This is a genomic window from Burkholderia theae (genome assembly GCF_048565265.1).
GTDB classification, from domain to species: Bacteria; Pseudomonadota; Gammaproteobacteria; order Burkholderiales; family Burkholderiaceae; genus Burkholderia; species Burkholderia theae.
In genome coordinates this window covers 1,085,823-1,109,731 of the sequence record NZ_CP183462.1, presented here as the reverse complement: position 1 = coordinate 1,109,731, position 23,909 = coordinate 1,085,823, and the positions used below count along the sequence as shown (strand labels likewise).

Sequence of the window (23,909 nt, the reverse complement as noted above, 5' to 3'; positions counted from 1 at the left end):
GGGTAGTTATTTCGTATGCGAAATATATTCCGGGATTTATTTCGCGCACGAAATATCTATCGAGGAATCATTCGAACGACGGGGCCGGAGGTTGGCACCCGGCATCCGGCGATCGCACTCGCTTCATAAAATATTTGCATCTTTCCATAGCAGAATATTGCGTTTGTCTCATGAAGCGGGCCGACGTATCTTCACCGGTTCCATCCGCTGCGCCGGCCGCTGCGCAACGCGGACAACGAGGCGCCGCCGCCGTGCGGCAGCCTGCCAACCCTCCGGGAGATCACGTTGCTGAGCCGAATCGTCACGGCGCTCGTGCTGGCGCTTGCCGCGCAGCCGGGCATCGCGAAAGACACCGTCACGCTGCGCGTCGGTGAACAGAACTACTTCAACATCCAGGCGTCGATGGAGGCGTCCGGCGTGCTGAAGGACCTGCCTTACACGATCGAATGGAAGCACTTCCAGGCCGCCGCGCCCGTCGCCGAGAGCCTGAACGGCAACGCGATCGACGTCGGCTTCCTCGGCGATTCGGCGCTGCTGACGCTGGCTGCGCGCGGCGCGCCGGTCAAGGTCGTCGCGGTGTCGCGGCAGAGCCTCGACGGCGTCGCGATCCTCGTGCCGAAAAATTCGCCGGTGCGTACCGTGGCCGACCTTCAAGGCAAGACCATCGCCGTGTGGCGCGGCGCATGGAGCCAGCAGCTCGTGCTGCGCGCGCTCGAACACGCGGGCCTGCGTGCGGATTCCGTCAAGTACGCATACCTGATGCCGATCGACGCGACCAACGCGCTCGCGAACGGCTCGGTCGACGCCGTGTCGCTGTGGGAGCCGTTCGTCAGCACGTTCGCGTTGCGGCAGGGCGCACGGCCGGTGACGACCGCGCAAGGGCTGATGCCCGCGCTGAGCTTCGTCGCCGCGAACGAGCAGGCCGCGTCGGGCAAGCGCGCGGAGATCGCCGATTTCCTGCGGCGCGTCGTCGTCGCGCGCCAGTGGGTCGACAACCATCCGCGCGAGTACGCGGACCTGTGGGCGAAACGCGCGAAGCTCGAGCCCGACGTCGCGTACCGCTGGCTCAATAACGCGAAGCAGCGCGTGGGCCCCGTCGACGACGCGGCCGCGAAGGACGCGCAGAACACGGCCGACTTTTTGCACAAGGCCGGCGTGATTCCGGCCGCGTACGACACGTCGAAGCTGCTCGACCGCTCGTATGCAGGCGCATTCGTGGCGCCCGCGCAAAAGACGGTCGCCGCGCAGTGATCGTGCCGCCCCCTCCACGATTTCCGATCGAGAACCAGAAGGACATTCCGACATGCCAGTCGACATCATCGGCATGATCACCGCGACGCCCGGCGCGGATGTCGACGTACCGGGCGGCGCGGCCGTCCAGCCCGATTACGTGCGCCGCTTCGCGCAAGCGCACGAGGCCGCGGGCTTCGACCAGATCCTGGTCGGCCATTTCAGCAACGCGGCGGACGGCTTCATCGTCGCCTCGTTCGCGGCCGCGGCGACCGAACGCATCCGCATCCTGCTCGCGCACCGGCCCGGCGTGATCGTGCCGTCGGCCGCCGCACGGCAGATTGCGACGCAAGGGCCTGTTCCCGCTAATAACGGGCTTGCGAACGTGCCTTGCCGGTCGTAGTGCAAGGAGTGAGGAGCGCCGTTTGGCCGCGCCAAACAAGCAACGATCGACGCCGCAATACGGCCGGCAAGGCACGTTCCCCTGTTTGGAAAAAATCATTCGTGGGGCTGGCCGCCAGAAGGGCCGATCGCGGCGTCATGCTCCTCGCGAATACGTTGAGTATTCGCTTCGTCGCAGTCCTTGCGCTCGGCCCTTCTGGCGGCCAGCGCAAGCCCGTTATTAGCGGGAACAGGCCCTTGTGTTCAGCGGCGGCCGCCTCGCACTGAATGTCGTGTCGGGCGGCGACGACACGGATCTGCAGCGCGACGGCGATTTCGTGGCGCACGATGCGCGCTACCGCCGCACCGGCGAATATCTCGACGTGCTGAAACGGATCTGGCTGGCCGACGCGCCGGTCGACCACGACGGCGAGTTCTACCGGCTGCGCGGCGCGTCGCCGCTCGTAAAGGGCGCACAGCGGCCGCACGTGCCGATCTATTTCGGCGGCTCGTCGCCGGCTGCGCTCGCGGTCGCGGGCCAGCATGCGGATGTCTACATGACGTGGGGCGAGCCACTTGCGTTGGTGCGCGAGCAGATCGCGCGCGTGCAGGCCGCCGCCGCACCGTTCGGGCGCGCGCCGCGCATCAGCGTGTCGTTCCGGCCGATCGTCGCGGACACCGAGGCCGCCGCCTGGGAGAAGGCCGAGGCGCTCCGCGAGCGCGTGCGCGCGGCACGGCTCGCGAACGGCCAGCCGATTGCCGGCCATGCGCCGCAGAATGCGGGCTCGCAGCGGCTGATGGCGGCCGCCGCGCAGGGCGACGTGCTGGACGAGCGGCTGTGGATGGGTGTCGCGAACCTGACCGGCGCGCGCTGGAATTCGACCGCGCTCGTCGGCACGCCCGAACAGGTCGCGCGTGCGCTCGGTGCGTATTACCGGCTCGGCGTGTCGACGTTCCTGATTCGCGGGTTCGATCCGCTCGACGATGCGCTGGACTACGGGCGCGACCTGATTCCGGCGATTCATGCGCATGTCGCGGAGCTCGACCGGTATCGCGCGGCGGTGACGGCGTAAGCGAGGCCCGGTCAGGCGGCGCACCGGTCTTCGATTCGCCCCGGCATTCCCATTGAGGAATGCCGGGGCGATTTCATTGCGTGCGTCGTTGTCGTTCCGGCATTCCGTTCAGAACGACGGCAACCCCGGCGGATTGGTCTCCGCGCGCGCGATCGCTTCGCTCTGCAGGCCCCAGCGCGCGAGCGCCTGCCCGTAGCGGCCGCTGCCAATCAGCGCATTCGTCGCAAGCGTCAACGCGGGCGCGAGCCCGCTGCCGCGACGCGTCGCGATCGCGACATCGGCATTGTTCGGCCAGCCTGCATTGACGACGCCGACGCGGCGAATCTTGCCGCTGCGCGCGGCCTCGTACGCGAGCGACGCGTTCGGGTTCAGCTCGGCATCGGCGCGGCCCGACAGCAGCGCGACACGCGCGGTCGCATCGTCGTCGAAATAGAGCAGCTCGGTCGGCTTCAGCCCCTGCGCGACGTTGCGCCGGCTCCATTCGAGCAGGATGCGCTCCTGACTCGTGCCGGCACCGGTAATGATCCGCAAGCCCGCGATGTCCTTCGGCTCGGCGATCTTCGCGATCGGGCTGCCGGTGCGGACATAGAAGCCGTGCAGCCCGATCCGGTAGGTCGTGAAATCGTATTTCTCCTTGCGCTTCTCGGTCACGCCGACGTTCGAGATCACCGCGTCGTATTTGCCGGACGTCAGCCCGAGCGGCCAGTCGGCCCACGCGATCGGCACCAGCGCGAGCGTGCGGCCGAGCGCATCGGCGACGAGTTGCGCATAGTCGGGATCGGCGCCGACCACGGTGCGCGCGTCGGTCGCGTAGGTCGACACGGGCGGCGCGTGCGGCGAAATCGCGACCGTGAACGCGCCGTCGCGCACCCAGCGGTAGCCGGTCGCCGCGCGGATCGCGGCGTCGTCGCGTTCCGCTCGGAGGCGGCCGGCCTGGCGCGGGTCGAGGTCCGCCGTCGCGGCGGCCGCGTGCGCCGCGCGCCATGGCAAGCCGGATGCCGCCACCAGCGCGGCGGTCATGAATTGGCGTCGGTCGATCATCGTGGCGCGCCTCGCAGGTCTCGCAGGTCGTGGACGGCGCGCATCACAGCACCCGCGACAGGAATGCGCGTGTGCGCGGATGCGCCGGCGCGTCGAGCACGACGGCCGGCGGCCCGGCCTCGACGATGCGCCCGCGCTCCATGAACAGCACGTTGTCCGCGACTTCGCGCGCGAAGCCGATCTCGTGCGTGACGATCACGAGCGTCGTGCCCGAGCGCGCGAGTTCCTTGATCACGTCGAGCACCTCGTTGACGAGTTCGGGATCGAGCGCCGACGTCGGCTCGTCGAACAGCAAGACCTTCGGACGCAGCGCGAGCGCCCGCGCGATCGCGACGCGCTGCTGCTGGCCGCCGGACAGCTGGCGCGGGTACGCATCGACCTTGTCCGCGAGGCCGACGCGCGCGAGCAGCGTGCGGGCGGTGCGCTCGGCGGCGTCGCGCGTCACGCCGGCGACCGCGACCGGCGCCTCGATCAGGTTCTCGAGCACCGTCAGGTGCGGGAACAGGTTGAAGTTCTGGAACACCATCCCGACGGCCGTGCGCCGCGTCAGCACGTCGCGCTCCTTCAGCTCGTAGAGCACGTCGCCGTCACGCCGGTAGCCGATCAGTTCGCCGTCGATGTCGATGAAGCCGTCGTCGACGCGTTCGAGATGATTGATCGTGCGCAGCAGCGTCGACTTGCCCGAGCCGGACGGCCCGACGATCACGGTCACGCTGCCGCGCGGCGCGACGAACGACACGCTGTCGAGCACGCGCTGCATGCCGAACTGCTTCGATACGCCATGCACGGCCACTTCGCCGCCCGTTCGGGGCGCGGCGGCGGCGAGTTCACTTTCGGGCTGCACGATCGATGCCGCGTTGCGCGCCGTTGCACGCCGCCACAGCACACCGATGCGCGCCAGCGCGAACGTGAGCACCGACGGTGGCGGATTGCGCAGCGCGCCGCGAGCATAGTGCCGCTCGACCTGCACCTGGATCGCCGACAGCACGGTCAGGATGATCAGGTACCAGACGGTCGCGACCATCAGCAACGGAATCACTTCGAGATTGCGGCGATAGATCACCTGCACCGTGTAGAACAGTTCCGGCATCGCGAGCACGTACACCATCGACGTGCCTTTCGCGAGCGTGATCAGATCGTTGAACGCGGTCGGCAGGATCGCGCGCATCGCCTGCGGCAGCACGATCCGCGCGGTCTGGCGGCCGCGCGGCAGCCCGAGCGCGGCGGCCGCTTCGAGCTGCCCCTGGTCGACCGCGAGAATGCCGCCGCGGATTACCTCCGCGGAAAACGCCGCGTGGTTCAGCGTGAGGCCGAGCACGGCCGCGAGGAACGGGCTGATCAGGTCGGTCGTCGGTGCTTCGAACCACACGATGTCGGTGAACGGCACGCCGAGCCGCACGTGCTCGTACAGGTAGCCGAGGTTGTTGAGGATCAGCAGCAGCACGATCAGCGGAATCGAGCGGAACAGCCAGACGAAGGTCCACGCGCTCGCGGACAGCAGCCGCGAACGCGACAGCCGGGCCAGTGCGACGAATGCGCCGAGCACGAAGCCGAATACCGCGCCGAGCAGCGTCAGCACCAGCGTGCGCGCGAGTCCCGACAACACCGGCGGTGACAGGAACCATTCGGCGAACACCGGCCAGCCCCATTGCGGATTGCCGAGGATCGAATGCAGCGTGATCGCGATCAGCACGACGGCAAGCACGGTGCCGGCCGTGCGCGCCCGGTGGCGCGCGGGCACGATCCGGAAACGCGTGCCGGCGTCGCGCGTGCCGGGGGAAGAGAGCGGCGGCAGCGCGCCGCCGAGGTGGGTCGTGTCGCTCATGTCGTGGGAAGTCCTCGAGTCGGTCGGGCGCGCCGCGCACGGGCGGCGCGGTGGCGTCAGGCGTGCGCTTCGGCCGCCGGTTCCTGCGAGGCGCCGGGCGCCGCGTGGCGGCTCGCCTTGCGCGGCAGGCCGAGGTGGTCGCGCAGCGTGGCGCCGGGCAGGTCGCGGCTGTAGCGGCCGCGCGCCTCGAGCACCGGAATCACGAGCTCGACGAAATCGTCGACGCCCTGCGCCTGTACCGGAAAGCCGAGGATGAAGCCGTCGCCGGCGCCCGCGTCGTGCCAGCGGATCAGCTCGTCGGCCACATGCTCGGCCGTGCCGATGAAGTTCGGGCGCGGCGTCGCGACCGCGAGCGCCGTCTCGCGCAGCGAGAGGCCTTTCTGTTTCGCGTCGGCCTTGATCCGGTCGGTGGTCGAGCGGAAGCTGTTGCGGCCGAGCTCGCCGAGTTCGGGGAACGGCGCGTCGAGCGCGTATTGCGTGAAATCGTGGTGATCGAAATAGCGGCCGAGATACGCGAGTGCTTCGTCGATCGTCAGCAGGTTGCGGATCGCCTGGTATTTATCTTCCGCCTCGGCGGCCGTGCGGCCGACGATCGGCCCGACGCCGGGGAAGATCTTCACGTCGCCGGCTTGCCGCCCGTGCTCGATCGCGCTCTGCTTCACGCGCCGCGTGAACGCGGCCGTTTCGTCGAGCGACGGCGAGTGCGTGAACACCGCATCGGCGTACTTGCCCGCGAGCCCGATGCCGGTGTCGGACGAGCCGGCCTGGAAGATCACCGGCTGCCCTTGCGGCGAGCGCTGGATGTTGAGCGGGCCCGCGACCTGGAAGAAGCGGCCGTGGTGATCGAGCGTGTGCAGCTTGTCGCGATCGAAGAAGCGGCCGGTCGCACGGTCGCGCACGAATGCGTCGTCGTCCCAGCTGTCCCACAGGCCCTGCACGACGTCGAGGTATTCGTCGGCGATCTCGTAGCGCAGTTCGTGATCGGGATGCGCCTTGCCGAAATTCTTCGCGGTGCCTTCGAGCGGCGTCGTCACGACGTTCCAGCCCGCGCGCCCGCCGCTGATCGCGTCGAGCGACGCGAGCTGGCGCGCGACCGTGAACGGCTCGCTGTACGACGTCGAGATCGTGCCCGCAAGCCCGATCTTCTTCGTCGCGACCGCGAGCGCCGACAGCACGGTCAACGGCTCGAAGCGGTTCAGGAAGTGCGGAATCGATTTCTCGTTGATGTAGAGGCCGTCCGCGACGAACGCGAACGTGATGCCGGCGGCTTCCGCCTTGCGCGCGATGCCGATCGCGAAGTCGAGGTTGATGCTCGCGTCCGGCGGGTTGCTCGGGTGCCGCCATGCGTTCATGTGGCTGCCTGCGCCTTGCAGCATCAGGCCGAAGGGGATCGATCGTCGGGTCGTCATGGGAGCGTCACGCGTTCTGGTCAGGGGAAAGGGAGCGGTCATCCGCGAGGGCCGCATGCAACGGCGTGGCCGACAGCGCGCCGCCGAGCCATTCGACCGACGCGAGCCGCGCCGCGTAGTCGGTCACCGGCGAATCGATCACGAACGCATCGACGTCGAGCCGCCGGCTCAGCGCGTCGAGCGCGCGGTGCACGCGCTCGGGCGTATCGGCCAGCACCGTCGGGCGCAGTTCGTCGATCCGGTAGTCGGACGCGCCGCTTTGCCGCGCGAATTCGGCGGCTGCCTGCGCGCTGCCGAGATTGAAGCTCTGGCCGCCCGCGAATTGCAGCTTGAAGATCTTCAGCGGCCCGATCAGTTGCTCGGCCTCGTCGCGCGTCGGCGCGGCGACCGCGTACAGCGCGACCAGCGGCCGCGTGCCGCCCGCGCTGCGGTACGCGTCGAGCGAGCGTTCGAGATTCGCGTCGTCGCCGTTGAAATGCCCCGCGTAGCAGAAGCGCCAGCCTTTGCGCGCGGCGAGCGTGCCGCTGTCCGGCGAACCGCCGAGCAGGATGCGTTCGGGCGGCTGCGGCGGCACCGGCATCGCGACCGCGCCGGCGAGCGGATGGTCTTCGGCGACGCCCCAGCCGAGAAACGCGTCGAGCTCCGCGAGCTGGCCCGCGAAGTCGGGCTTGCGCGCCTTGTCGTGGAACCACTGCAGCGCGCGCGTGGTCAGCGGCAGCCCGCCGGGCGCCTTGCCGATGCCGAGATCGACGCGGCCCGGCGCGAGCGCGGCCAGCAGCTTGAACGACTCGGCGACCTTGAACGGGCTGTAGTGCTGCAGCATCACGCCGCCCGAGCCGACGCGAATGCGCGACGTGTGCGCGAGCAGGTGCGCGACGACGATCTCCGGCGCCGAGCTCGCGAAGCCCGGCGTGCCGTGATGCTCGGCGACCCAGAAGCGCTCGTAGCCGAGCTGTTCGGCACGTTGCGCGAGCGTCGTGGTGAAGCGCAGCGCGTCGGCGGCGTTCGCGCCGTCGGCGATCGGACTCTTGTCCAGCAACGAAAGCGAATAAGACATGATGAGCGGCGTTCCTGCGTGTGGCGTGAATGGACGGTGGGCGCGCGCGGCGCTCAGCTCTTCGGCAGCCCCGGCGGATTTGTGCGCGACTGATCGAGCGCTTCGGACGCGAGGTTCCAGCGGTCGAGCACCTGCTGGTAGCGGCCGTTCCTGATCAGCCCGTTCAGCGCGACGGTCAGCGGATCGGCGAGCCCGCTGCCGCGGCGCGTCGCGATCGCGATATCGGCGGTGCGCGGCCAGCCGCCGCTGATCGCGCCGACGAGCCGTGTCTTGCCTTGCTGCGCGCTTTGATACGCGAGCACCGAGTTCACGCTGAACACGGCATCGGCGCGGCCCGACTGCACGGCGACGATGCGCATTGCCTGGTCGTCGTAGTACTGGATCTGCACGGGCTTCAACCCGTGCGCGACGTTCTCGCGGTCCCATGCGAGCAGGATCTTTTCCTGGTTGGTGCCGGCGTCGGTCACGATGCGCAGCCCCGCGACATCCTTCGGCTCGCGGATCGCCTGGATCTTGCTGTCGTTGCGCACGTAGAAGCCGACCTGGTCCTTGCGGTAGGTCGAGAAATCGAATTTCTGCTTGCGCTCCTCGGTGACGGTGACGTTCGAGATCACCGCGTCGACTTTCCCCGATTCGAGCGCGAGCGGCCAGTCGGCCCACGCGAGCGCGACGATCTTCAGCTTGCGGCCGAGACTGTCGGACACGAGCTGGCCGACGTCCGCATCGAAGCCGATCACCGTGCGCGCGTCGGTCGCATACGAGCTGATCGGCGGCAGGCTCGGCGCGATGCCGATCGTCAGCGTGCCGGGCTCGGCGAACTTGAACGACGTGGGCACCGCGCGTTCGACCGCCGCATCGGCCGTGCCGCGCGGGCGGCCGCGCTGCTCGGGGCTCAGGTCGAAGGTCGCGGCGGCCGCGGCGAATGCGGTCAGGCCGATCAGCGCGGCGGCCAGCGTGCGCACGGCACGGGAAGAAAGCGGTACGGCTCGTTGCATGAAAACGTCCTGTCGTGGAAAGCGGAAGCGGAGATCGGAGTCGGAGGAAACGGGGCCGTTGGTTGCGCCGTCAGCGCTGCAATACCGGTTCAGGCACGGGCGCCCACAGGTCGGCGAGCGTCGACGTGCGCGACGGATCGGCGAGATCCTTGCCGAACCGCAGGTGGAAATACGCTTCGGGGTCGATCGACGAATCGAACAGCCGCGTATAGCCGGTGCGGTCGTACAGCGCCCACGCTTCGGGCTGGCGAAATCCGGTGGTCAGGTAGAGGCGGCGGTAGCCCTGCTGTACGGCGCGCAGTTCGAGCGCATCGACGATGCGTCGCGCGAGGCCCTGACGGCGCAGGTCCGTGCGGGTCCAGATGCGTTTGAGTTCGGCGGTCTGCGCGTCGAAGCGCTTGAACGCGCCGCCGCCGATGGTTTCGCCGTCGCGCAGCAGCAGCACGAACGCCCCTTCGGGCGGCGCGAACAGTTCGGCCGGGTAGCGTGCGAGCTCGTCGCGCGCGGATGCGCGGCTGTCGGGGCGATACGCGTTGTAACGGGTCGAATATTCGTCGATCAGCGCGTCGATCAGCGGTTGCGCGCGGACGTCGAGCGGCGTCGTATCGATGATGCGGTCGGTCGTGGCCATGGGCATCGCGAAGGGCGCGCGATGCGGACGTTCCTGGCGGGGCTCGGGCACGCGGCCCGTCCGGTCTGTTCCGTTATCGCGACGCGGTTGTCGTGATGACGGCAGCCGGTGCGCATCCTGCGATGCACGGGGCGGGCCGCCGCCGTTTCGAACACGTTAGCGGCGCGGCCGGCAAAGGCGAACGAAGCAATTTCGATAAGGATTTCGCGGGAAGCGTCAGAAGGCTTGCAGCGGGAGTGGGGTGGGGATGACGGGCCGCGTTCGCATGCGTCGGAGCCCGTGCTCGACGCATGCGCGATGCCGACATGCGAGCGCCTATGCCGCTCGAACTTCGGCGAGTAGATCGGGGTGACGATCCAGGATCTTCAGCAATTTCACGAGGGCAAGCGGCGGATTCGTCTTGCCTGTCTCGTAACGGGAGAACGCGTTGACGCCACCGCCGAAGAGCTCGGCCGCCTCGCGCTGATCCAGCCTCAGCTTCTTGCGCACCTTCGCGATGTACTTCGGGTCGACGATGGTTGCGTTCACCTGCTTGTTGAACTCGGCGATCGCCTCGCCGAGACGGGTCGCCTCGTCGAGATCCAGTATCGATTCCCCGCAGGCCGGGCAAAAATCGCCGGTGATATCGTGGACGACAGTCGACCGGCCTTTGTAGGTATAGGGGATGTCTCGCGTGTCGCGGACCAGCCTGGCGGCACCACATGCGGGGCACTTCATCATCATCTCTCCTTGAAAGACACGATCAGCACATCGTCGATCACCGTCAGTTTCAGGTACACGTCGCCACGCACCGTCAACGGCCGGTAGACGTCCTGCCAGATCGTGTGGTCGGCGTACGTCGTCATGCTCTTGTGGAAGTCGAGGTCGGTCAGCGACATCACGACATCGAGCGCCTCCCTTTCCGTGAAACCCAGTTGCCGGGCGCCGAATACCGCACTCGTGGTCAACCGGACCTTGCCGGATTCGACCAGCGCCTTGACGAGGGGCAGCTTGCAATGAGGCCTTCTCTTTTCCATTGGTGATCATAACCAAGTAAGTTAATTTGTCAAGTTGGTTAATGACGCACGCGTGCCGTCCGTCACGAACGACAGACTGCATGGAAAAGGGATGAATCCGGAACTGGCCTATTGGCCTATGCTCGGCGCCGCCGACAACTCCGCGAGCTGGAACAGGCAATCGCCGCGCCGCACTTGCGCGGGCACGCGCTTGCACACCACTTCGCCGTCGCCCTTGAACCGGTGCAGCACCGGTTCGCGCAACGGCGTATCGGGGAAATGCACCCATGCGGCCGGCTGCCCGGCCTTCACTTGGTCGCCGAGTTCGACGAGCGGCTCGTACAGCCCGCGCTCGTACGCATAGACGAAATGGCGGTCGCCGTCGACGCGCATGAAGCGGGTGACGGTCGGCGGCGCGTCGGGCACGAGCGCGCCGTGCAGCAGGCCGATATAGCCGAGGTAGTGCAGCAGCCCGTGGCGGCCGAGCCGGATCAGCGACGGATCGGCCATGCCCGCGCCGCCGAGTTCGGTCACGATCGAGATCGCGCCCTGCCGGCGCGCGGCCGATGCCGAATGCACGGGATTCGGCGCGTGCAGCAACGCATTCTGCAACCCGAATGCGACCAGCAGCCCGTTGAGCTTCGCGGCTTCGTCCGCGTCGAGCGGATCGATCGCGAGCATGTTGCCGCCGTGGTAGAGCAGCGAGCTGCCGCCCGAGTGCAGGTCGACGAGATACTGCGCGCGCGACAGCAGCGCATGCTCGATGTAGTGGGCGATCATCTGCGTCGGCGTGCCGGTCGGGTCGCCGGGGAAGCTGCGGTTCAGGTTGCCCTCGTCGAGCGGCGACACGCGCAGCCCTGCATCCGCCGCCGGGAAATTTGCCATCGGCAGCAGGATCAACTGCCCGCTGACCATCTCGGGCTCGATCTCGCGCATCAGCTGCGACACGATGATCTGGCCTTCGTATTCGTCGCCGTGGTTGCCGGCCATCACGAGCGCGACCGGCCCGTCGCCGTTGCGGATCGACGCGATCGGGATCGGCAGCCAGCCGTACGCCGAGCGGTGCACGGAATGCGGCAGCCGCAGGTAGCCCGCGTGCTTGCCTTGCGCGTCGAGATCGATTTCGCAGTGGATGGGGTTTCGCTGTGAGGAAGAGACGGTCATGGCGGCATCGTGCGATGAACGGAATCTGCCATCTTATCGGGAAACGACCGCCGCGCACCGCACCGGGGGCACGCAACGCTGAACGCCGTCGACCGGCATGCGCGCGGATGCGCATGGGCGAGCCGTTGTTTCGATACGCGCGACCGTGCGCGATGTTGCATCGGTGAACGCATGCCGGCGCGTCGGCCGGCTGCATTCCTGTGTACGGTTTCGCGCCGATCCCTTGCCGCGACAGGGCCGGCGCATGCGGCCGGCTTACCGGCCCGATGTTTCAGCTTCGAGACGTCCTTCTTCCCACAATGCCCAGAAACGGCTGCCGGCGCGATACGGATTCGCGCGCCGTGTGCCGTAATCGGCGACGCCCTGGCGAAACGCGCCGTACAGCGTCAGCGGCGGATTGTCGACGCACGCGGCTTCGCGGGCGGCCGGCACGCGGCGCTCGGAGACGAGCCGCCGGATCAGCGAGGCGCCGTCGATCACATCCAGTTCGTCGATGGTTTCGCTGCGGCTGAGGACTTCGACGGTATTCATGTTGGGTCTCCCTGACAACCTGTTTCCCTGACAGGGAGCAATAAGAGTGCCAGCCATGAAAAGCCTTGCCCTGCATCGATCGTGCCGGCTTCTGCGGCCAACGTGACGCGTCGAAACCGACGATGTTACGGAACACGTCACGTGACACGCGAGCGCGCCGCGTGACGTGCGAATACGCAAAGGGTTTCGGAATTGAATCGTCGGGAGGAGGTGTCCGGTAACGGACACGGGGGCGAACGGGCCGCGTGCGTCGCCGGGTCAGTTCGCGGTGACGGGTTCCACGCGGCGACTGCCGTTCGAATAGAAGCAGTAGATGCCCTTGCCGGCCGACTTCGCGTCGTACAGCGCGCTGTCGGCCTGACGGATCAGCTCGTCGGGGGTGCCGTGCCCGTCGTCGAGTGCGATGCCGATGCTGATCCCGAGGCTGACGGTCTTGTCGATCGACAGCGTATAGGGTGCCGAGATCTCCCGGATGATCCGCGCGGCGAGGAGCGAACACGCGTGCATCGTCGTGTCGTCGATCGCGACGACGAATTCGTCGCCGCCGATGCGTGCCGCCAGCTCGCCGGGCGGCAGCGTCTTGCCGAGCCGCTCGGCGACCTGCGTCAGCACTTCGTCGCCGGCCTGATGCCCGAAGCAGTCGTTGATCGCCTTGAAGCCGTCGAGGTCGAGATACATGACGGCGAGCGCGGGGCCGGGCATGCGCGGGCGGTGCGCGAGCATCCGCTTGAGCCGGGTATGCAGTTCGTGGCGGTTCGGCAGACCCGTCAGCGCGTCGTGCCGCGCGAGATGCCGGATGTGCTGCTCGGTCTGGCGGCGCGTGGTGACGTCTTCGACGATGATCACTGCGTTGCCGTCCGGCACACGATGTCGCGTCAGTTCGAGCTGGCGGCCGTCGGTGAGCACGATGTCGAACGGCTCGGGTTCGTCGCGGGTCAGCCAGACGTCGCACTGCGCGGCGAGACCGGTGCCGCCGGGATCGGATCTGGCGTTCGCGCCGAGCGCGGCGATGACGTCGGGCAGCGGCGTATCGAGCATGATCTCGCGCGGCGAGCCGAACAGCTGCGCGGTGCGCCGGTTCGCGACGATCACGCGGCTGTCGCCGTCGATCATGCACAGGCCGTGCGGCATATAGGTGAGGGCGGCGTCGAAGCGCGCGACGAGTTCGGCGTTGCGCTGGCGTGCGGCGATCAGCGCGACGAGCACGCGGTAGTGGCGCTGGACGACCGTGCGCATGGCCGCGAGATAAATTGCAAGCGGCGGCAGCAACAGCCACGCGCCCGGCCGGTGGGCCAGCAGCGCGCCGACGCCGATCGGCACCACGCCGAGCGTGACCTGCGTCATCGCGAGCCGCGGTAACGCCGAATTGCGCGACGCGATGCCGCCGAATACGCCGCCCGCGACCAATACCGACAGCGTGCCGAGTTCGATGTCGGTCGCTTGCAGGCAGCCCATCACGCCGAGGCCGAGTACGAAGCACGCCGCGAGCGACACGGGCGCATAGTGCATCGCCCAGTATTCGGCGCGATCATCGCCGGCGTCGCGGCGCACCGTGTAGGCATGCGCGATCGCGATCCGGGCGACGAGCAGGCCGACGTCGAGGATCAGCCACGCGAGGCACCAGAGCTGCTGCAGCCGGATCAGCGCGACGGTCGCGACGAAGCCGCTTGCGAGCCCGGACATCGCCATCGGGCGAATATCCTCGAACAGCGTGATCAGCATCGACGGGCGCAGCGCGGCCGTGACACGGTGGTTGCCGGAGGCGGGAGTGGCGAGAACGGAGTTCAGGATGGATGCCCTGACTGCCATGGTTTTTGACCTCGACACGATGTAGCGATGGCTGGCGATGCCCGCACGGCACGTGGCGGAAGCGCCGGCCAAGCCGGATACGCGCGACATTACCATGAAACATGCACGTCGCGGCGCGTCCGGGCACCGGCACCGGACGCGCCGGCGGGCCCCGGCCGCTAGTCGTAAACCACGCCTGCGAAGGTCTTGCGCATTCGACGGCACGGAGGCAGCATCGTTGCGAGCGAGACGATGTGCGGCGGCCGACCGGAGACTGGCCGCCATGGGCGGCGTGCGTGCGCGTCGGTACGCAAACGCGCGCAAATCGTCGACGCGTTGCGCGCCGCGACCGGCCGCCGCAGCCCGGCTGAATCCCGTTATAAGAAATTCAATAAGTATTTCATGCGAGAAATACTATAGGCGATATATCAAAAACAATGCCAGAATGCGCGCCGCTCCGAACGCCGCGACACCCTATCGCCGTCCGAGCCGCATCAGGAGGTTCCCCCCAATGAAAAACCACGGCCTGTCACGGCGGGGTTTTCTGAAAGCCAGCGTGCTGGCGGGCGTCGCAGTGTATGTCGCGCCCCTGGGCAGCCGCGCATTCGCGGCGCTCTTCGAAGAAAAACTCCTCACCCCGGTCAAATGGGATAGCGTCACCGGCATCCCCCAATTCCGCATCGACGGCATCGCGAAGGTCACGGGCTCGAAAGTGTTCGCCCGCGACGTGCGCGCGGCCGACATGCCGCACTGGCCGCAGCAGCAGTCGCATGCGCTGATCCTGCGCGCCACGCAGGCCGATCGCACGTACGAAGGCTTCGACCTGTCGCTGCTCGGCGACGACCTGAAACCGGACCGCGTGGTCACGGCCGACGATCTCGCGCGCGACGGTGTTGCGTTCCCGGCGTTCTACGGCGACGACATGCTGTTGCCGGCCGGCAAGACGCCCGCGTATCTCGGCCATGCGGTCGCGATCCTCATCTATCACGACTTCGCACGCTTCCGTTTCGCGAAGAACACGCTCAAGTTCCGCGACGACGTGATCCGCTACGGCGCGGTCACGGGCCCGCTCGAGCGCGATCCGTGGGGCACGTTCCGCTACGTGCGCGTGGGCGGCAAGACGGCCTACGACGACGACGTCTATTCGAGCCTGAAGGACGCGCCGATCTTCCCGAGCATGATGCGCAAGCACCTGCCGGTGTGGCCGGACGGCAAGGAGCACGGCAAGCTCGACGAGCAGGGCATGTTCCTCGCGGGGCAGATCGCCAGCGAGCTCGATCATCCGTCAGCCGACTGGCTCGTGTTCGACCGCGAGTACAACACGCAGTCGATCGATACGGCCGCGCTCGAACCCGACAACGCGAACTGCTGGTACGACGCCGCGACGCAGTCGCTGCACCTCGTCGTGCCGACCCAGTCGCCGCTCGAAGTGTCGGAGAACGCGGCCGCGATGGTCGCGAAATGCCGCTTCCCGGTGAAGAAGCTGTTCGTGCATCCGTGCTACACGGTCGGCTACGGTTCCAAGGATCACTTCAACGTGCCGTTCTACGGCCTCGTCTGCGCGCTGTACGCGGACGGCCGCCCGGTGCGTTTCGCGAACGACCGCTACGAGCAGTTCCAGACGTCGCTGAAGCGTCACGCGTTCAAGATGCACTACCGGATCGCGGTCGACCGCAACACGGGCCTGCTGCAGTCGTTCAAGGGCGACTTCGAGGCGAACGGCGGCGGGCGCATGAACTTCTCGCCGTCGGTCGCGATGGTCGGCGCGACGGCCGCGCAGTCGATCTACTACTTCCCGAAGAGCGACCTGGCCGCGGTCGCGATCGCGTCACGCGCGATCGACGCCGGTTCCGCACGCGGCTACGGCACGCTGCAGAGCATGGCCGCGACCGAGATGGCGGTCGACGAGATCGCCGCGCAACTGAACATCGATCCGATCGATTTCCGCCTGCGCAACGCGCTGCGCTCGGGGATGAAGAACACGCAGGGCGCGATTCCCGCCGGCGCGTTGCGCGTCGACGAAGTGCTGGAGCGCGCGAAGCAGCATCCGCTGTGGACGCACCGCGTCGCGCGCAAGGCCGAATTCGAGGCCGCGAACCCGGGCAAGCGCTACGGCGTCGGTTTCGCCTGCGTGCAGAAGGATTTCGGCACGGGCGCGGAAGCATCGTTCGCGAAGGTCGAGTTCGACGAGCACGGCAAGGTGTCGCTGCAGCACACGGCTGCCGAGATCGGCACCGGGATGTCGACGTCGCAGGCCGTCGCGGTCGCGAAATGGCTCGGCCGTCCGGCGACGGACGTGCGCGTCGCCGTCACCGAGTGGCCCGACCTGCCGGTCGAGACGAGCGGCGATCCGTACCTCATGTCGCAGGCCGACCAGGATCGGCTGAGCGCGAACCCGCGCTGGTCGCCGAACTATGCGTCGCCGTCGAGCGCGACCAACTCGGCGTACTACTTCACGCACAGCACGCGCGAAGCCGCGCGCGCGGTGTTCCGCTACGGGCTGTGGCCGGCCGCGATGTCGATCTGGACGCGCGGCCTCGGCGGCGGCCAGGCCGCGCCGTACACGATCCGCATCGAGGACGCGCGCTGGGTCGACGGCAAGCTGACCGCCGACGGCCTCGAACCGCTGACGTTCGAACAGCTCGCGAAGCAGGCGCATGCGCTCGGCCTGCCGACCGGCGCCGTCGTGCACGTGTTCAACCGCTGGCAATGGACCGACGCCGAGTTCGAAGTGGGCGGCATGGTCGATCGCCTGCCGATCGACGGGCTGTCGCTGCGCGTCGGCGCGCCGAAGACGGGCGACGACAACGGCCCGGTGCCGGGCACCGCCGCGCCGGCCGGCGCGACGACGATGCGCGGCACGCTCGCGCCGACCGCGAACGGCTATCGCGTGCTGGACCGCAAGCGCGTGTTCATCCCGCCGACGAGCCGCAACAACGCGGCCGTCACGTACTACACGGCCGTCGGCACGCTCGTCGAGCTGGCCGTGCACGAAGCGACCGGCAAGGTCGAGCTGATCACGCACCACTCGATCATGGAGTGCGGCAACCAGATCTCGCCGCAGCTCGTGTCGGGCCAGTTGCAGGGCGGCCTCGCGATGGGCATCGGCCATGCGCTGCATGAATACCTGCCGCTCTATGAGGACGGCCCGGGCAACGGCACGTGGAACTTCAACCGCTACCAGCTGCCGCGCGCGTCCGACGTCGCCGTGTGGTCGCAGACGGGCGACATCCTGCCGCCGCTGTCCGAGACCGATCCGCCGAAGGGTGTCGCCGAAGTGGTGATGATCCCCGTCGTCGGTGCGATCGTGAACGGCATCGCGCACGCGATCGGCCATCGTTTCACCGACCTGCCGGTGACCCCGCAAAAGATTCAGGAGGTGCTCGCATGACGACCGCCCAAACCGCGGCTTCGGCCGCGAGCGCCAGCGCGGCTGCGACCGGCGCTTCCGCACCGGCGGCGGCTTCGGCCGCACCGGCATCCGCCCCGGGCGCTGCGCCGGCAGCCGTCGAGCGTCCGCTCGTCCGGTTCCAGCAGAAGCCGCTGTCGATCAATATCAACGGCAAGTCCGTCGGCCCGATGCAGGTGCCCGAAGGGCTGATGATGATCGAGTTCCTGCACGAGTACGCAGGCCTCACCGGTTCGCGGCTCGGCTGCGGGCAGGGCATCTGCCACGCCTGCGTCGTGATCGTCGACAAGCCGGACGGCACGAGCGAGGAAATGCGCACCTGCATTACCGGCGCGCACTTCTTCCACGGGCGTTCGATCCGCACGATCGAAGGCCACGCGAAGCGCAACGACGCGGGCGAGGTGGTCGAACTGTCGCCGATCCAGCAGAAGTTCCTCGAGCACTTCAGCTTCCAGTGCGGCTACTGCACGCCGGGCTTCGTCAACGCGGCGACCGTATTGATCGAGCGCCTGAAGCGCGAGCCGGTCGCGAAGGCCGACGTCGAACGCACGATCACCGAGGCGCTCGACGCGCACATCTGCCGCTGCACGGGCTATGTCCGCTACTACGAAGCCGTGAAGGACGTGGTGCTGACGACGCCGGGACTCGTGAAGGACGCCGCATGAAACGCACATTCGCCTATCGTGTCGCGCGGGCCGCGGGCCTGCCCGTGCTTGCGGCGGCCTGCGCGCTGCTGCTCGCCGCCTGCGGCGGCCATGACGCGCCTGCGTCGAACGCGGCGTCCGGCGCACCCGGTGCCGACCAGGTTGCGCGCGGCCGTTATCTCGTCAAGGCCGCCGACTGCGCGGCGTGCCACACCGCGAAGGACGGCGCACCGTTCGCCGGCGGCGCGAAGCTCGATTCGCCGTACGGCACGTTCTACGGTTCGAACATCACGCCCGACAAGGATCACGGGATCGGCAACTGGAGCGCGGACGATTTCTACGCCGCGCTGCACGACGGCAAGGCGCCCGGTAAGCGCCTGTATCCGTCGATGCCGTACACGTCGTATCGACAGCTCACGCGCGCCGACACCGACGCGATGTACGCGTACCTGATGACGGTCAAGCCGGTCGCGCAGGAAAACCGCGCGCACGACCTGAAGTTCCCGTACAACATGCGCTTCGGGATGTTTTTCTGGGACATGGTGTTCCTAAAGGACAGCCTGCCGGACGCGTCGGCCGGGCAATCCGCCGACTGGCAGCGCGGTCGTTATCTGGCGAACGCGCTCGGCCACTGCGCGGAATGCCATACGCCGCGCACGTTCACGGGCCAGCTCGACAGTGCGAAGCCGCTCGCGGGCGCCGCGCTCGGCCGCGTGGCCGCGCCGGACATCACGCCGGCCGGCCTCGCCGCACGCGGCTGGACGGGCACCGACCTGCAGACGTTCTTCGGCGTCGGCATCGCGCCGCAAGGCTCGGCGTTCGGCGAGATGTATCCGGTCGTGCACCTGAGCACGCAATTCATGACGAAGGACGACCTGCGCGCGTTGTCCGTGTACCTGCTCGGCGACACGCCACCCGCGCCGCAACCGGTGAAGCCGGTGTCGGCCGACGCCGCGCAACTCGCGGCCGGCCGCTCGGTGTATCTGGCGGTCTGCGCGGGTTGTCACGGCTTCAACGGCGAAGGCAAGCCGCACGTCGCGGTGCCGATGAACGGCAATTCGACGGTGCGCCAGGGCGACCCGCGCAACCTGCTGGTCGCGATGCTCGACGGTATCGACGAGCAGAAGTTTGCCGGCCTCGAAAACCTGCAGCCGATGCCGGGTTTCGCGCACACGCTGAGCGACGACGAACTCGCGCAGCTTGCGAACTACCTGCGCGCGACGTGGGGCGGCCAGCCCGCGAGCGTCACGCCGGCCGACGTGAAGGCCATGCGTTAAGTCGTGCCGCAGGGCGGGGCGTCGCGCGCGATGCGGCCGGTTTCCGGCGCTCGCGCGCGATGCGTCGCCCGACTTTTTGCTGCGGCGCTTCAGTAGCCGCCGCCTCCGCCACCCCCTCCGCTGCCTCCCGACCCGCCGCCGTACCGGCTCATGCCGGGCCCTTGCGAAGTGCCGTTGCCCGACGTGCATCCCGCCGACAGCACAAGCACCAGCGCCGCGATCAGCGCCGCGGCCAACGTTGCCGATTTCATTGCAATCTCCTTGCAGCGCGCAGGCCGCGGGACAGGCCGGTTCGCGTGAACCGCGCGACTGCGCGATGACGAAACGTTTCGGGCGGGCCGTTTATTCCATGCTTTTTGCGTATCGTCGCGTGCAAAAGCGCCGGATCGGACGCGCCGCACGGTGCCTTGGTACACTCCGGCACGCCGCCATTCCGATTCCGATTACAAAAACATGAGTGCCACCATCGATCGTCCACCGCGCAAACCGCTGCGTGCGTCCAGTCCCGTTGTGTTCGGCTGCCTGTCGTTTGCCGTCGGCGGCCCGTTCGTTGCGGCGCTTGCGTGGCCGTCCGTGATGCTGGTTGCGTGGACGTTGATCGACGGCCCGTCATGGGACGGACTGAAGACCAGCGCCGGCATGGTGCCGCTGATCTTCTTCGCGTCGTTCCTGTTCGGTTATTTCCTGCCCGCGATGGTGACCGGCGGCATCATGGGCGCGGTCGGCACGCGTATCCGGCGGCGCTGGTTCGTGTTGCTGGGCGTGATCGTGGGCGCCGGCACGATGGTCGGTTATGTGCTGCTCCTGACGTGGCTGGTCAAGGCGGACAAGGTCGGCGACATCAATGCGATCGCCACGCTCGACGCAATCGTGACGTCGGCCGTGATGTCGCACTGGCTGCATCGGCGGCTCGAACGGCGGCGTTGAGCGCGAAGCGCTGCGCATCGGGCGTGTGGCCGGTGATGCGCATGAACTCGGCCAGCCGAGGGGCACCGCACGGCCGCCGTCCGCAGCCGGCGACCTGCGAAGTTTCCGTGTTGCGGATGCCGCCGGCGCGGCGGCGTCCTTGGATCAACGATAGACGAGATCGGCGCGGCGGTTCTGCGCCCACGAATCCTCGTCGTGCCCCAGCGCGACCGGCTTTTCCTTGCCGAGGCTGACGGCCTCGAGTTGCGTGGCCGGCACGCCGAGCGTTTCGAGCACGCTCATCACGGCCTGCGAACGGCGCTCGCCGAGCGCGAGGTTGTATTCGGACGTGCCGCGTTCGTCGGTATTGCCCTGGATCAGCACGTGCCGCGCCGGATGGCTGCGCAGGTAGTCGGCGTGCGCCTGCAGCAGCGACTGGTATTCGGGTTTCACGGAGTACTGGTCGAAATCGAAATAGATGCTGCGCTTCGCGAGCGGGCCGTTCGGATTGTTGAGCTCGTCGGCCGCCACCGTTGCGACGGCTTCGCTCGACGGCGTTGGCTCCATGCCGGCATTCTCGGGTGTTTTCGCCGCGTGGTGGCAACCGGCCAGTAGTGCGAAGGCTGCCAGGACCGCAAATCGGTTCGTTTTGCTCATCGTTCGTCTCCAGCGGTTGACTGCGTCGAAAGCGTGGTGCGTGCCACATCTGCACGTACGTATCCGGCCGCAACGGCGCGAAAGTGCCGGCTCCGTCACGCGATGCGTTTCGTAAGCCGGCGGGACGCCATATGAAAGAGTGTTGTGGCCGGAGCACCGAAACACGATGCCGCTGCAACTAGATTAGGAAAAATGTCACAGCGTGACCAGTTTCTCCGCATTTTTTGCGCAGACGCGACAGTCCGGGAGACATTCCTGCTTTCGCAGGCGACCAAGCGAGCAGGGTGCCGCGTCGTCAGAACTTGTGACGCAAACCCAGTGCGACGACGACCTGGTTGCTGTTCGCCGACGGCGTCAGCGTCCAGACGGTCGCGTTGAACGCGGGATTGCCGTTGCCGCCGCTCACGCTCTGGTAGGTGCCTTCGAGATATGCGTCCGTGCGCTTCGACAGCGCATAGTCGGCCTGCGCGACGACCTGGTTCCATTTAGGGCGTGTCTGGCCCGTGCGCGTGTCGAAGCGGCCCATCGTGTAGGTGTACGCGGCGGCAAGGCTCAATGCGCGCGTGACGAAGAAGCGCCCGTCGACCGAGAAGTTGTCGAACACCAGTGATTCGCCCTTCAGCGGCGCGATGCTGGCGCCCTGGAGCACGCCCGTCACGCCGTCGGTGGTCGAGTGCGACCAGGCGGCGCCGACCGAATGCGGCCCGAACGCATAGCGGCCGGCCGCGGCCCAGATCTGCTGGTTGCCGCCCGTGATCGTCGCGGAGCCGTCGACCGTGCTCAACGCGCCGTCCGGGTTCGGCGCATTGCGGTCGCGGCTGATTTTCAGGTAGCCGGCGCCGAGCTTCAGCGGCCCGTTCGCATACGACAGCCCCGCGCTCCACGCCGCGTTGTTGCTGAACTGGCCGGCGGTGTTCGAGAAGCCGAACATCGCGCCGAACGTCAGCCCGTGATACGTCGGGCTCGTGTACTTCACCGCATTGTTGATGCGCAGGTTGCGGTTCGAATCGTCGTTGTCGTACGGATGGACCGCGAGATTGCCGCCCCAGCCGGGCCCGGACGCGCCGAGCGGCGTCACGAAATCGAGGATCAGGTCGTATTGGCGGCCGAACGTCAGCGTGCCTGCCGTCTTCGAGCTCACGCCGATCCACGCCTGGCGGCCGAACAGGTCGACGCCTTTCTGCGACAGCTTGCCGGTGGTGCCCGAGAAGCCGTTTTCGAGCGTGAAGACCGCGGCCATCCCGCCGCCGAGATCCTCGCGGCCGCGCAGCCCCCAGCGCGCCGCGTTCAGTGCGCCGCTCGTCATCGCGACGGCACCGCTGCCGGGCGAGCCGGCGCCTTGTGTGCGCTGGTTCGTTGCATACGTAATCGACGTATCGATCAGGCCGTACAGCGTCACGCTGCTCTGTGCGTGCGCGACGCCCGGCACGAAGCCGGAGATGCATGCGGCAAAAACGGTCCCCGCGACGCGTGCGCCGGCGTGCTTGTTTATCTGGTAGGAATGCATAGGAATTTTTATCGTTGGCCCGGCCCGGTGACCGGCGGGTCGCGTTGGCGCGTTCGCCGACGGATCGAGCGGCCATTATTGGAGATCGAGCGACGGTCGATTAAGGCGCTGCACAGGAAAGGTCCTCTGCGGAATCGAGTGGAATCGCGAAGTGTCGGCGCAGGCGTTGGGGAGTGTGTGGCGCGGGAGGGGCGCGTCGAGGTGTCGGCGGCGCGTTTCGATTTCAGTGCGACGTCAGGCCGTTCGAGCCGTCTGCACGGAATCGAATGTCGAACGGTTAACGGCGGGCAATCGGCAGCGCGGCGTCGACGCCACCGCTTCGATACGCGGCACGCACGGCGATCGCCCTGGCTTCGATCGCTTCCGGCGACGGGCACGGTCTCAGTCGAACGACGACGCGCGGCAACACGGCAAGCTGATTGCGCAGACGCACGATCGACCGGCAACCACGAAACGCCGACGACGACGCATCCGGATGCGATGCGGCTTCGGCAAGCCCGACGGTCCACGCGACACCGCGATGGTGCCTGACGTGGTCGAGGTGCGGCAGGTAGCGTGCGTCGCCCGATAACGCAATCAGCAGCGCGGCCCAGTGTGCGCCGCGCCATCCGAAGTTCACATCGCGCGTCAGGTCGGCCAGCAGCGCGTCGTCCAGCACGGACAGGCTTTGCTGGCACAGGTAGTGGAAATCGAGCGGTTGATAGCGGACATGGGGGTATTCGCGCAGGACATGCCCGAGTTCGACGCCGGTATCGACCACGGCAGCGAGGAACCGTTCGGCCGGCGCAGGGCGGTTCAGCAGCAGCGTCGGGACGCTTGAATAAAGCCGGCTGATGTCGTCAGGGTGGTAGTGCATTGCGAAGGTCGTTGTCGATGGAGTTTTACCATCCGTCGTTCAAGCCACCCGGAGCCGGAGATGAACGTCGAAGCACTGCCGCGACCGTGATCACGAGTTTTCATCGAGTTCGACCGCTTCGATCGTATGCCCATCAGCCAATCCTAACCGAACGGATCGCGAATCTTGCCGGTATCCGCCGGGGCGGCGGCTGAGGGTCATGTGTTTGACCGTGTCGAAAACGGCGATCAGGCCGATTCTACAAACGAATCGCTTGGCGGGTGCAACGCCGGCACCGGCGAACGGTGAGGGACGTGTGGCCGAAACGGCAACGATGGTCCAGTGAAACGTATCTTTCCTGGTGCTTGGTCGATATGACGACTCGTTGAAGAATGCGCGTGGCGAAGTACCGGTACAGCGCAGTTCTCATCCGGTGCCCGCCGTGTTCAGGATTTCATACCCTGGCTGGAATACCTCCGCCCGCGAGTGCGCCTTGATATCCTAATCGGATTAGCCTAATGTCTAATTCAATTAATTCCGCTGCGATGGAGGAT

The 23,909-nt window shown here is 67.5% G+C and carries 20 protein-coding genes and 2 pseudogenes; 7 read left to right on the top strand and 15 right to left on the bottom strand.

Annotation, left to right across the window (positions count from 1 at the left end; translation table 11 throughout):
• Nucleotides 1-285: 285 nt before the first annotated feature.
• The 3 genes and pseudogenes from ACN22W_RS22425 to ACN22W_RS22415 form a co-directional block, all read left to right on the top strand.
• Complete coding sequence (locus ACN22W_RS22425) at nucleotides 286-1,251, top strand: ABC transporter substrate-binding protein (RefSeq protein ID WP_419689453.1); 966 nt, start codon at nucleotides 286-288, stop codon at nucleotides 1,249-1,251.
• A 73-nt stretch (nucleotides 1,252-1,324) separates the two neighbouring features.
• Nucleotides 1,325-1,583: pseudogene (locus tag ACN22W_RS22420) on the top strand (LLM class flavin-dependent oxidoreductase); the annotation flags it as partial.
• Between the two features lie 288 nt (nucleotides 1,584-1,871).
• Nucleotides 1,872-2,684: pseudogene (locus ACN22W_RS22415) on the top strand (LLM class flavin-dependent oxidoreductase); the annotation flags it as partial.
• Nucleotides 2,685-2,792: 108 nt separating this feature from the next.
• Here ACN22W_RS22415 and ACN22W_RS22410 read toward each other — a convergent pair.
• The 11 genes from ACN22W_RS22410 to ACN22W_RS22360 all read right to left on the bottom strand — a co-directional run bounded on the left by ACN22W_RS22410 (nucleotide 2,793) and on the right by ACN22W_RS22360 (nucleotide 14,141).
• The gene (locus tag ACN22W_RS22410) at nucleotides 2,793-3,725 is read right to left on the bottom strand and encodes an ABC transporter substrate-binding protein (RefSeq protein WP_419689452.1); all 933 of its coding nucleotides are present in this window, start codon (nucleotides 3,723-3,725) and stop codon (nucleotides 2,793-2,795) included.
• Between the two features lie 43 nt (nucleotides 3,726-3,768).
• On the bottom strand, nucleotides 3,769-5,550 hold the full coding sequence (locus ACN22W_RS22405) for an amino acid ABC transporter permease/ATP-binding protein (RefSeq protein ID WP_419689451.1): 1,782 nt from the start codon (nucleotides 5,548-5,550) through the stop codon (nucleotides 3,769-3,771).
• A 56-nt stretch (nucleotides 5,551-5,606) separates the two neighbouring features.
• Complete coding sequence (locus ACN22W_RS22400) at nucleotides 5,607-6,959, bottom strand: LLM class flavin-dependent oxidoreductase (protein ID WP_193100481.1); 1,353 nt, start codon at nucleotides 6,957-6,959, stop codon at nucleotides 5,607-5,609.
• A gap of 7 nt (nucleotides 6,960-6,966) precedes the next feature.
• Nucleotides 6,967-8,016 (bottom strand): LLM class flavin-dependent oxidoreductase, encoded by a 1,050-nt coding sequence (locus tag ACN22W_RS22395; protein ID WP_419689450.1) that lies wholly within the window; start codon nucleotides 8,014-8,016, stop codon nucleotides 6,967-6,969.
• A 53-nt stretch (nucleotides 8,017-8,069) separates the two neighbouring features.
• Entirely contained in the window at nucleotides 8,070-9,011 is a 942-nt protein-coding gene (locus ACN22W_RS22390; RefSeq protein ID WP_419689449.1) for an ABC transporter substrate-binding protein, read from the bottom strand.
• A gap of 70 nt (nucleotides 9,012-9,081) precedes the next feature.
• Entirely contained in the window at nucleotides 9,082-9,642 is a 561-nt protein-coding gene (locus ACN22W_RS22385) for a GNAT family N-acetyltransferase (protein ID WP_419689448.1), read from the bottom strand.
• Between the two features lie 315 nt (nucleotides 9,643-9,957).
• Nucleotides 9,958-10,359 (bottom strand): type II toxin-antitoxin system MqsA family antitoxin, encoded by a 402-nt coding sequence (locus ACN22W_RS22380; RefSeq protein ID WP_193102115.1) that lies wholly within the window; start codon nucleotides 10,357-10,359, stop codon nucleotides 9,958-9,960.
• Between the two features lie 2 nt (nucleotides 10,360-10,361).
• Nucleotides 10,362-10,658 (bottom strand): type II toxin-antitoxin system MqsR family toxin, encoded by a 297-nt coding sequence (locus ACN22W_RS22375; RefSeq protein ID WP_048247685.1) that lies wholly within the window; start codon nucleotides 10,656-10,658, stop codon nucleotides 10,362-10,364.
• A gap of 108 nt (nucleotides 10,659-10,766) precedes the next feature.
• A complete protein-coding gene (locus ACN22W_RS22370) occupies nucleotides 10,767-11,801 on the bottom strand; it encodes a succinylglutamate desuccinylase/aspartoacylase family protein (RefSeq protein ID WP_343494548.1) in 1,035 nt (344 codons plus the stop codon).
• 255 nt (nucleotides 11,802-12,056) lie between these two features.
• Nucleotides 12,057-12,332 carry a hypothetical protein gene (locus tag ACN22W_RS22365; protein WP_419689447.1) on the bottom strand — a complete coding sequence of 92 codons (276 nt, stop codon included), beginning with the start codon at nucleotides 12,330-12,332 and terminating at the stop codon, nucleotides 12,057-12,059.
• A gap of 258 nt (nucleotides 12,333-12,590) precedes the next feature.
• A complete protein-coding gene (locus ACN22W_RS22360) occupies nucleotides 12,591-14,141 on the bottom strand; it encodes a diguanylate cyclase domain-containing protein (RefSeq protein ID WP_419689446.1) in 1,551 nt (516 codons plus the stop codon).
• A gap of 490 nt (nucleotides 14,142-14,631) precedes the next feature.
• On the opposite strand from ACN22W_RS22360, the gene ACN22W_RS22355 reads away from it, so the two are divergent.
• From ACN22W_RS22355 to ACN22W_RS22345, 3 genes are read left to right on the top strand one after another with little or no spacing between them, the layout of a single operon-like run.
• The gene (locus ACN22W_RS22355) at nucleotides 14,632-17,511 is read left to right on the top strand and encodes a xanthine dehydrogenase family protein molybdopterin-binding subunit (RefSeq protein WP_412024517.1); all 2,880 of its coding nucleotides are present in this window, start codon (nucleotides 14,632-14,634) and stop codon (nucleotides 17,509-17,511) included.
• Nucleotides 17,508-18,194: a (2Fe-2S)-binding protein gene (locus ACN22W_RS22350; protein ID WP_419689445.1), complete on the top strand. Its 687-nt coding sequence runs from the start codon at nucleotides 17,508-17,510 to the stop codon at nucleotides 18,192-18,194. Before ACN22W_RS22355 ends, ACN22W_RS22350 begins: the two co-directional genes overlap by 4 nt.
• Complete coding sequence (locus ACN22W_RS22345; protein ID WP_419689444.1) at nucleotides 18,191-19,450, top strand: c-type cytochrome; 1,260 nt, start codon at nucleotides 18,191-18,193, stop codon at nucleotides 19,448-19,450. The genes ACN22W_RS22350 and ACN22W_RS22345 overlap by 4 nt, the downstream gene beginning before the upstream one ends.
• 89 nt (nucleotides 19,451-19,539) lie before the next feature.
• Here the strand turns inward: ACN22W_RS22345 and ACN22W_RS22340 are convergent, their stop codons facing one another.
• Nucleotides 19,540-19,701 carry a hypothetical protein gene (locus tag ACN22W_RS22340; protein ID WP_419689443.1) on the bottom strand — a complete coding sequence of 54 codons (162 nt, stop codon included), beginning with the start codon at nucleotides 19,699-19,701 and terminating at the stop codon, nucleotides 19,540-19,542.
• A gap of 202 nt (nucleotides 19,702-19,903) precedes the next feature.
• On the opposite strand from ACN22W_RS22340, the gene ACN22W_RS22335 reads away from it, so the two are divergent.
• Nucleotides 19,904-20,377, top strand: coding sequence for a hypothetical protein (locus ACN22W_RS22335; RefSeq protein ID WP_419689442.1), 474 nt, complete (start codon nucleotides 19,904-19,906; stop codon nucleotides 20,375-20,377).
• A 144-nt stretch (nucleotides 20,378-20,521) separates the two neighbouring features.
• Here the strand turns inward: ACN22W_RS22335 and pal are convergent, their stop codons facing one another.
• The 3 genes from pal to ACN22W_RS22320 all read right to left on the bottom strand — a co-directional run bounded on the left by pal (nucleotide 20,522) and on the right by ACN22W_RS22320 (nucleotide 23,376).
• Nucleotides 20,522-21,013, bottom strand: coding sequence for a peptidoglycan-associated lipoprotein Pal (pal, locus tag ACN22W_RS22330; RefSeq protein WP_412024522.1), 492 nt, complete (start codon nucleotides 21,011-21,013; stop codon nucleotides 20,522-20,524).
• A gap of 295 nt (nucleotides 21,014-21,308) precedes the next feature.
• Nucleotides 21,309-22,520, bottom strand: a complete 1,212-nt coding sequence (locus ACN22W_RS22325; protein WP_412024523.1) for a porin — start codon at nucleotides 22,518-22,520, stop codon at nucleotides 21,309-21,311.
• A 277-nt stretch (nucleotides 22,521-22,797) separates the two neighbouring features.
• Nucleotides 22,798-23,376, bottom strand: a complete 579-nt coding sequence (locus tag ACN22W_RS22320; RefSeq protein ID WP_419689441.1) for a hypothetical protein — start codon at nucleotides 23,374-23,376, stop codon at nucleotides 22,798-22,800.
• Nucleotides 23,377-23,909 lie beyond the last annotated feature (533 nt).

Bases quoted from the DNA above. Each gene is read 5' to 3' on its own strand.
- ACN22W_RS22390 (WP_419689449.1), bottom strand. From the start codon at position 9,011: ATGCAACGAGCCGTACCGCTTTCTTCCCGTGCCGTGCGCACGCTGGCC.
- ACN22W_RS22325 (WP_412024523.1), bottom strand. From the start codon at position 22,520: ATGCATTCCTACCAGATAAACAAGCACGCCGGCGCACGCGTCGCGGGG.
- pal (WP_412024522.1), bottom strand. From the start codon at position 21,013: ATGAGCAAAACGAACCGATTTGCGGTCCTGGCAGCCTTCGCACTACTG.
- ACN22W_RS22365 (WP_419689447.1), bottom strand. From the start codon at position 12,332: ATGAATACCGTCGAAGTCCTCAGCCGCAGCGAAACCATCGACGAACTG.
- ACN22W_RS22395 (WP_419689450.1), bottom strand. From the start codon at position 8,016: ATGTCTTATTCGCTTTCGTTGCTGGACAAGAGTCCGATCGCCGACGGC.
- ACN22W_RS22385 (WP_419689448.1), bottom strand. From the start codon at position 9,642: ATGGCCACGACCGACCGCATCATCGATACGACGCCGCTCGACGTCCGC.
- ACN22W_RS22320 (WP_419689441.1), bottom strand. From the start codon at position 23,376: ATGCACTACCACCCTGACGACATCAGCCGGCTTTATTCAAGCGTCCCG.
- ACN22W_RS22370 (WP_343494548.1), bottom strand. From the start codon at position 11,801: ATGACCGTCTCTTCCTCACAGCGAAACCCCATCCACTGCGAAATCGAT.
- ACN22W_RS22410 (WP_419689452.1), bottom strand. From the start codon at position 3,725: ATGATCGACCGACGCCAATTCATGACCGCCGCGCTGGTGGCGGCATCC.
- ACN22W_RS22350 (WP_419689445.1), top strand. From the start codon at position 17,508: ATGACGACCGCCCAAACCGCGGCTTCGGCCGCGAGCGCCAGCGCGGCT.
- ACN22W_RS22335 (WP_419689442.1), top strand. From the start codon at position 19,904: ATGAGTGCCACCATCGATCGTCCACCGCGCAAACCGCTGCGTGCGTCC.
- ACN22W_RS22345 (WP_419689444.1), top strand. From the start codon at position 18,191: ATGAAACGCACATTCGCCTATCGTGTCGCGCGGGCCGCGGGCCTGCCC.
- ACN22W_RS22380 (WP_193102115.1), bottom strand. From the start codon at position 10,359: ATGAAGTGCCCCGCATGTGGTGCCGCCAGGCTGGTCCGCGACACGCGA.
- ACN22W_RS22375 (WP_048247685.1), bottom strand. From the start codon at position 10,658: ATGGAAAAGAGAAGGCCTCATTGCAAGCTGCCCCTCGTCAAGGCGCTG.
- ACN22W_RS22400 (WP_193100481.1), bottom strand. From the start codon at position 6,959: ATGACGACCCGACGATCGATCCCCTTCGGCCTGATGCTGCAAGGCGCA.
- ACN22W_RS22355 (WP_412024517.1), top strand. From the start codon at position 14,632: ATGAAAAACCACGGCCTGTCACGGCGGGGTTTTCTGAAAGCCAGCGTG.
- ACN22W_RS22405 (WP_419689451.1), bottom strand. From the start codon at position 5,550: ATGAGCGACACGACCCACCTCGGCGGCGCGCTGCCGCCGCTCTCTTCC.
- ACN22W_RS22360 (WP_419689446.1), bottom strand. From the start codon at position 14,141: ATGGCAGTCAGGGCATCCATCCTGAACTCCGTTCTCGCCACTCCCGCC.
- ACN22W_RS22340 (WP_419689443.1), bottom strand. From the start codon at position 19,701: ATGAAATCGGCAACGTTGGCCGCGGCGCTGATCGCGGCGCTGGTGCTT.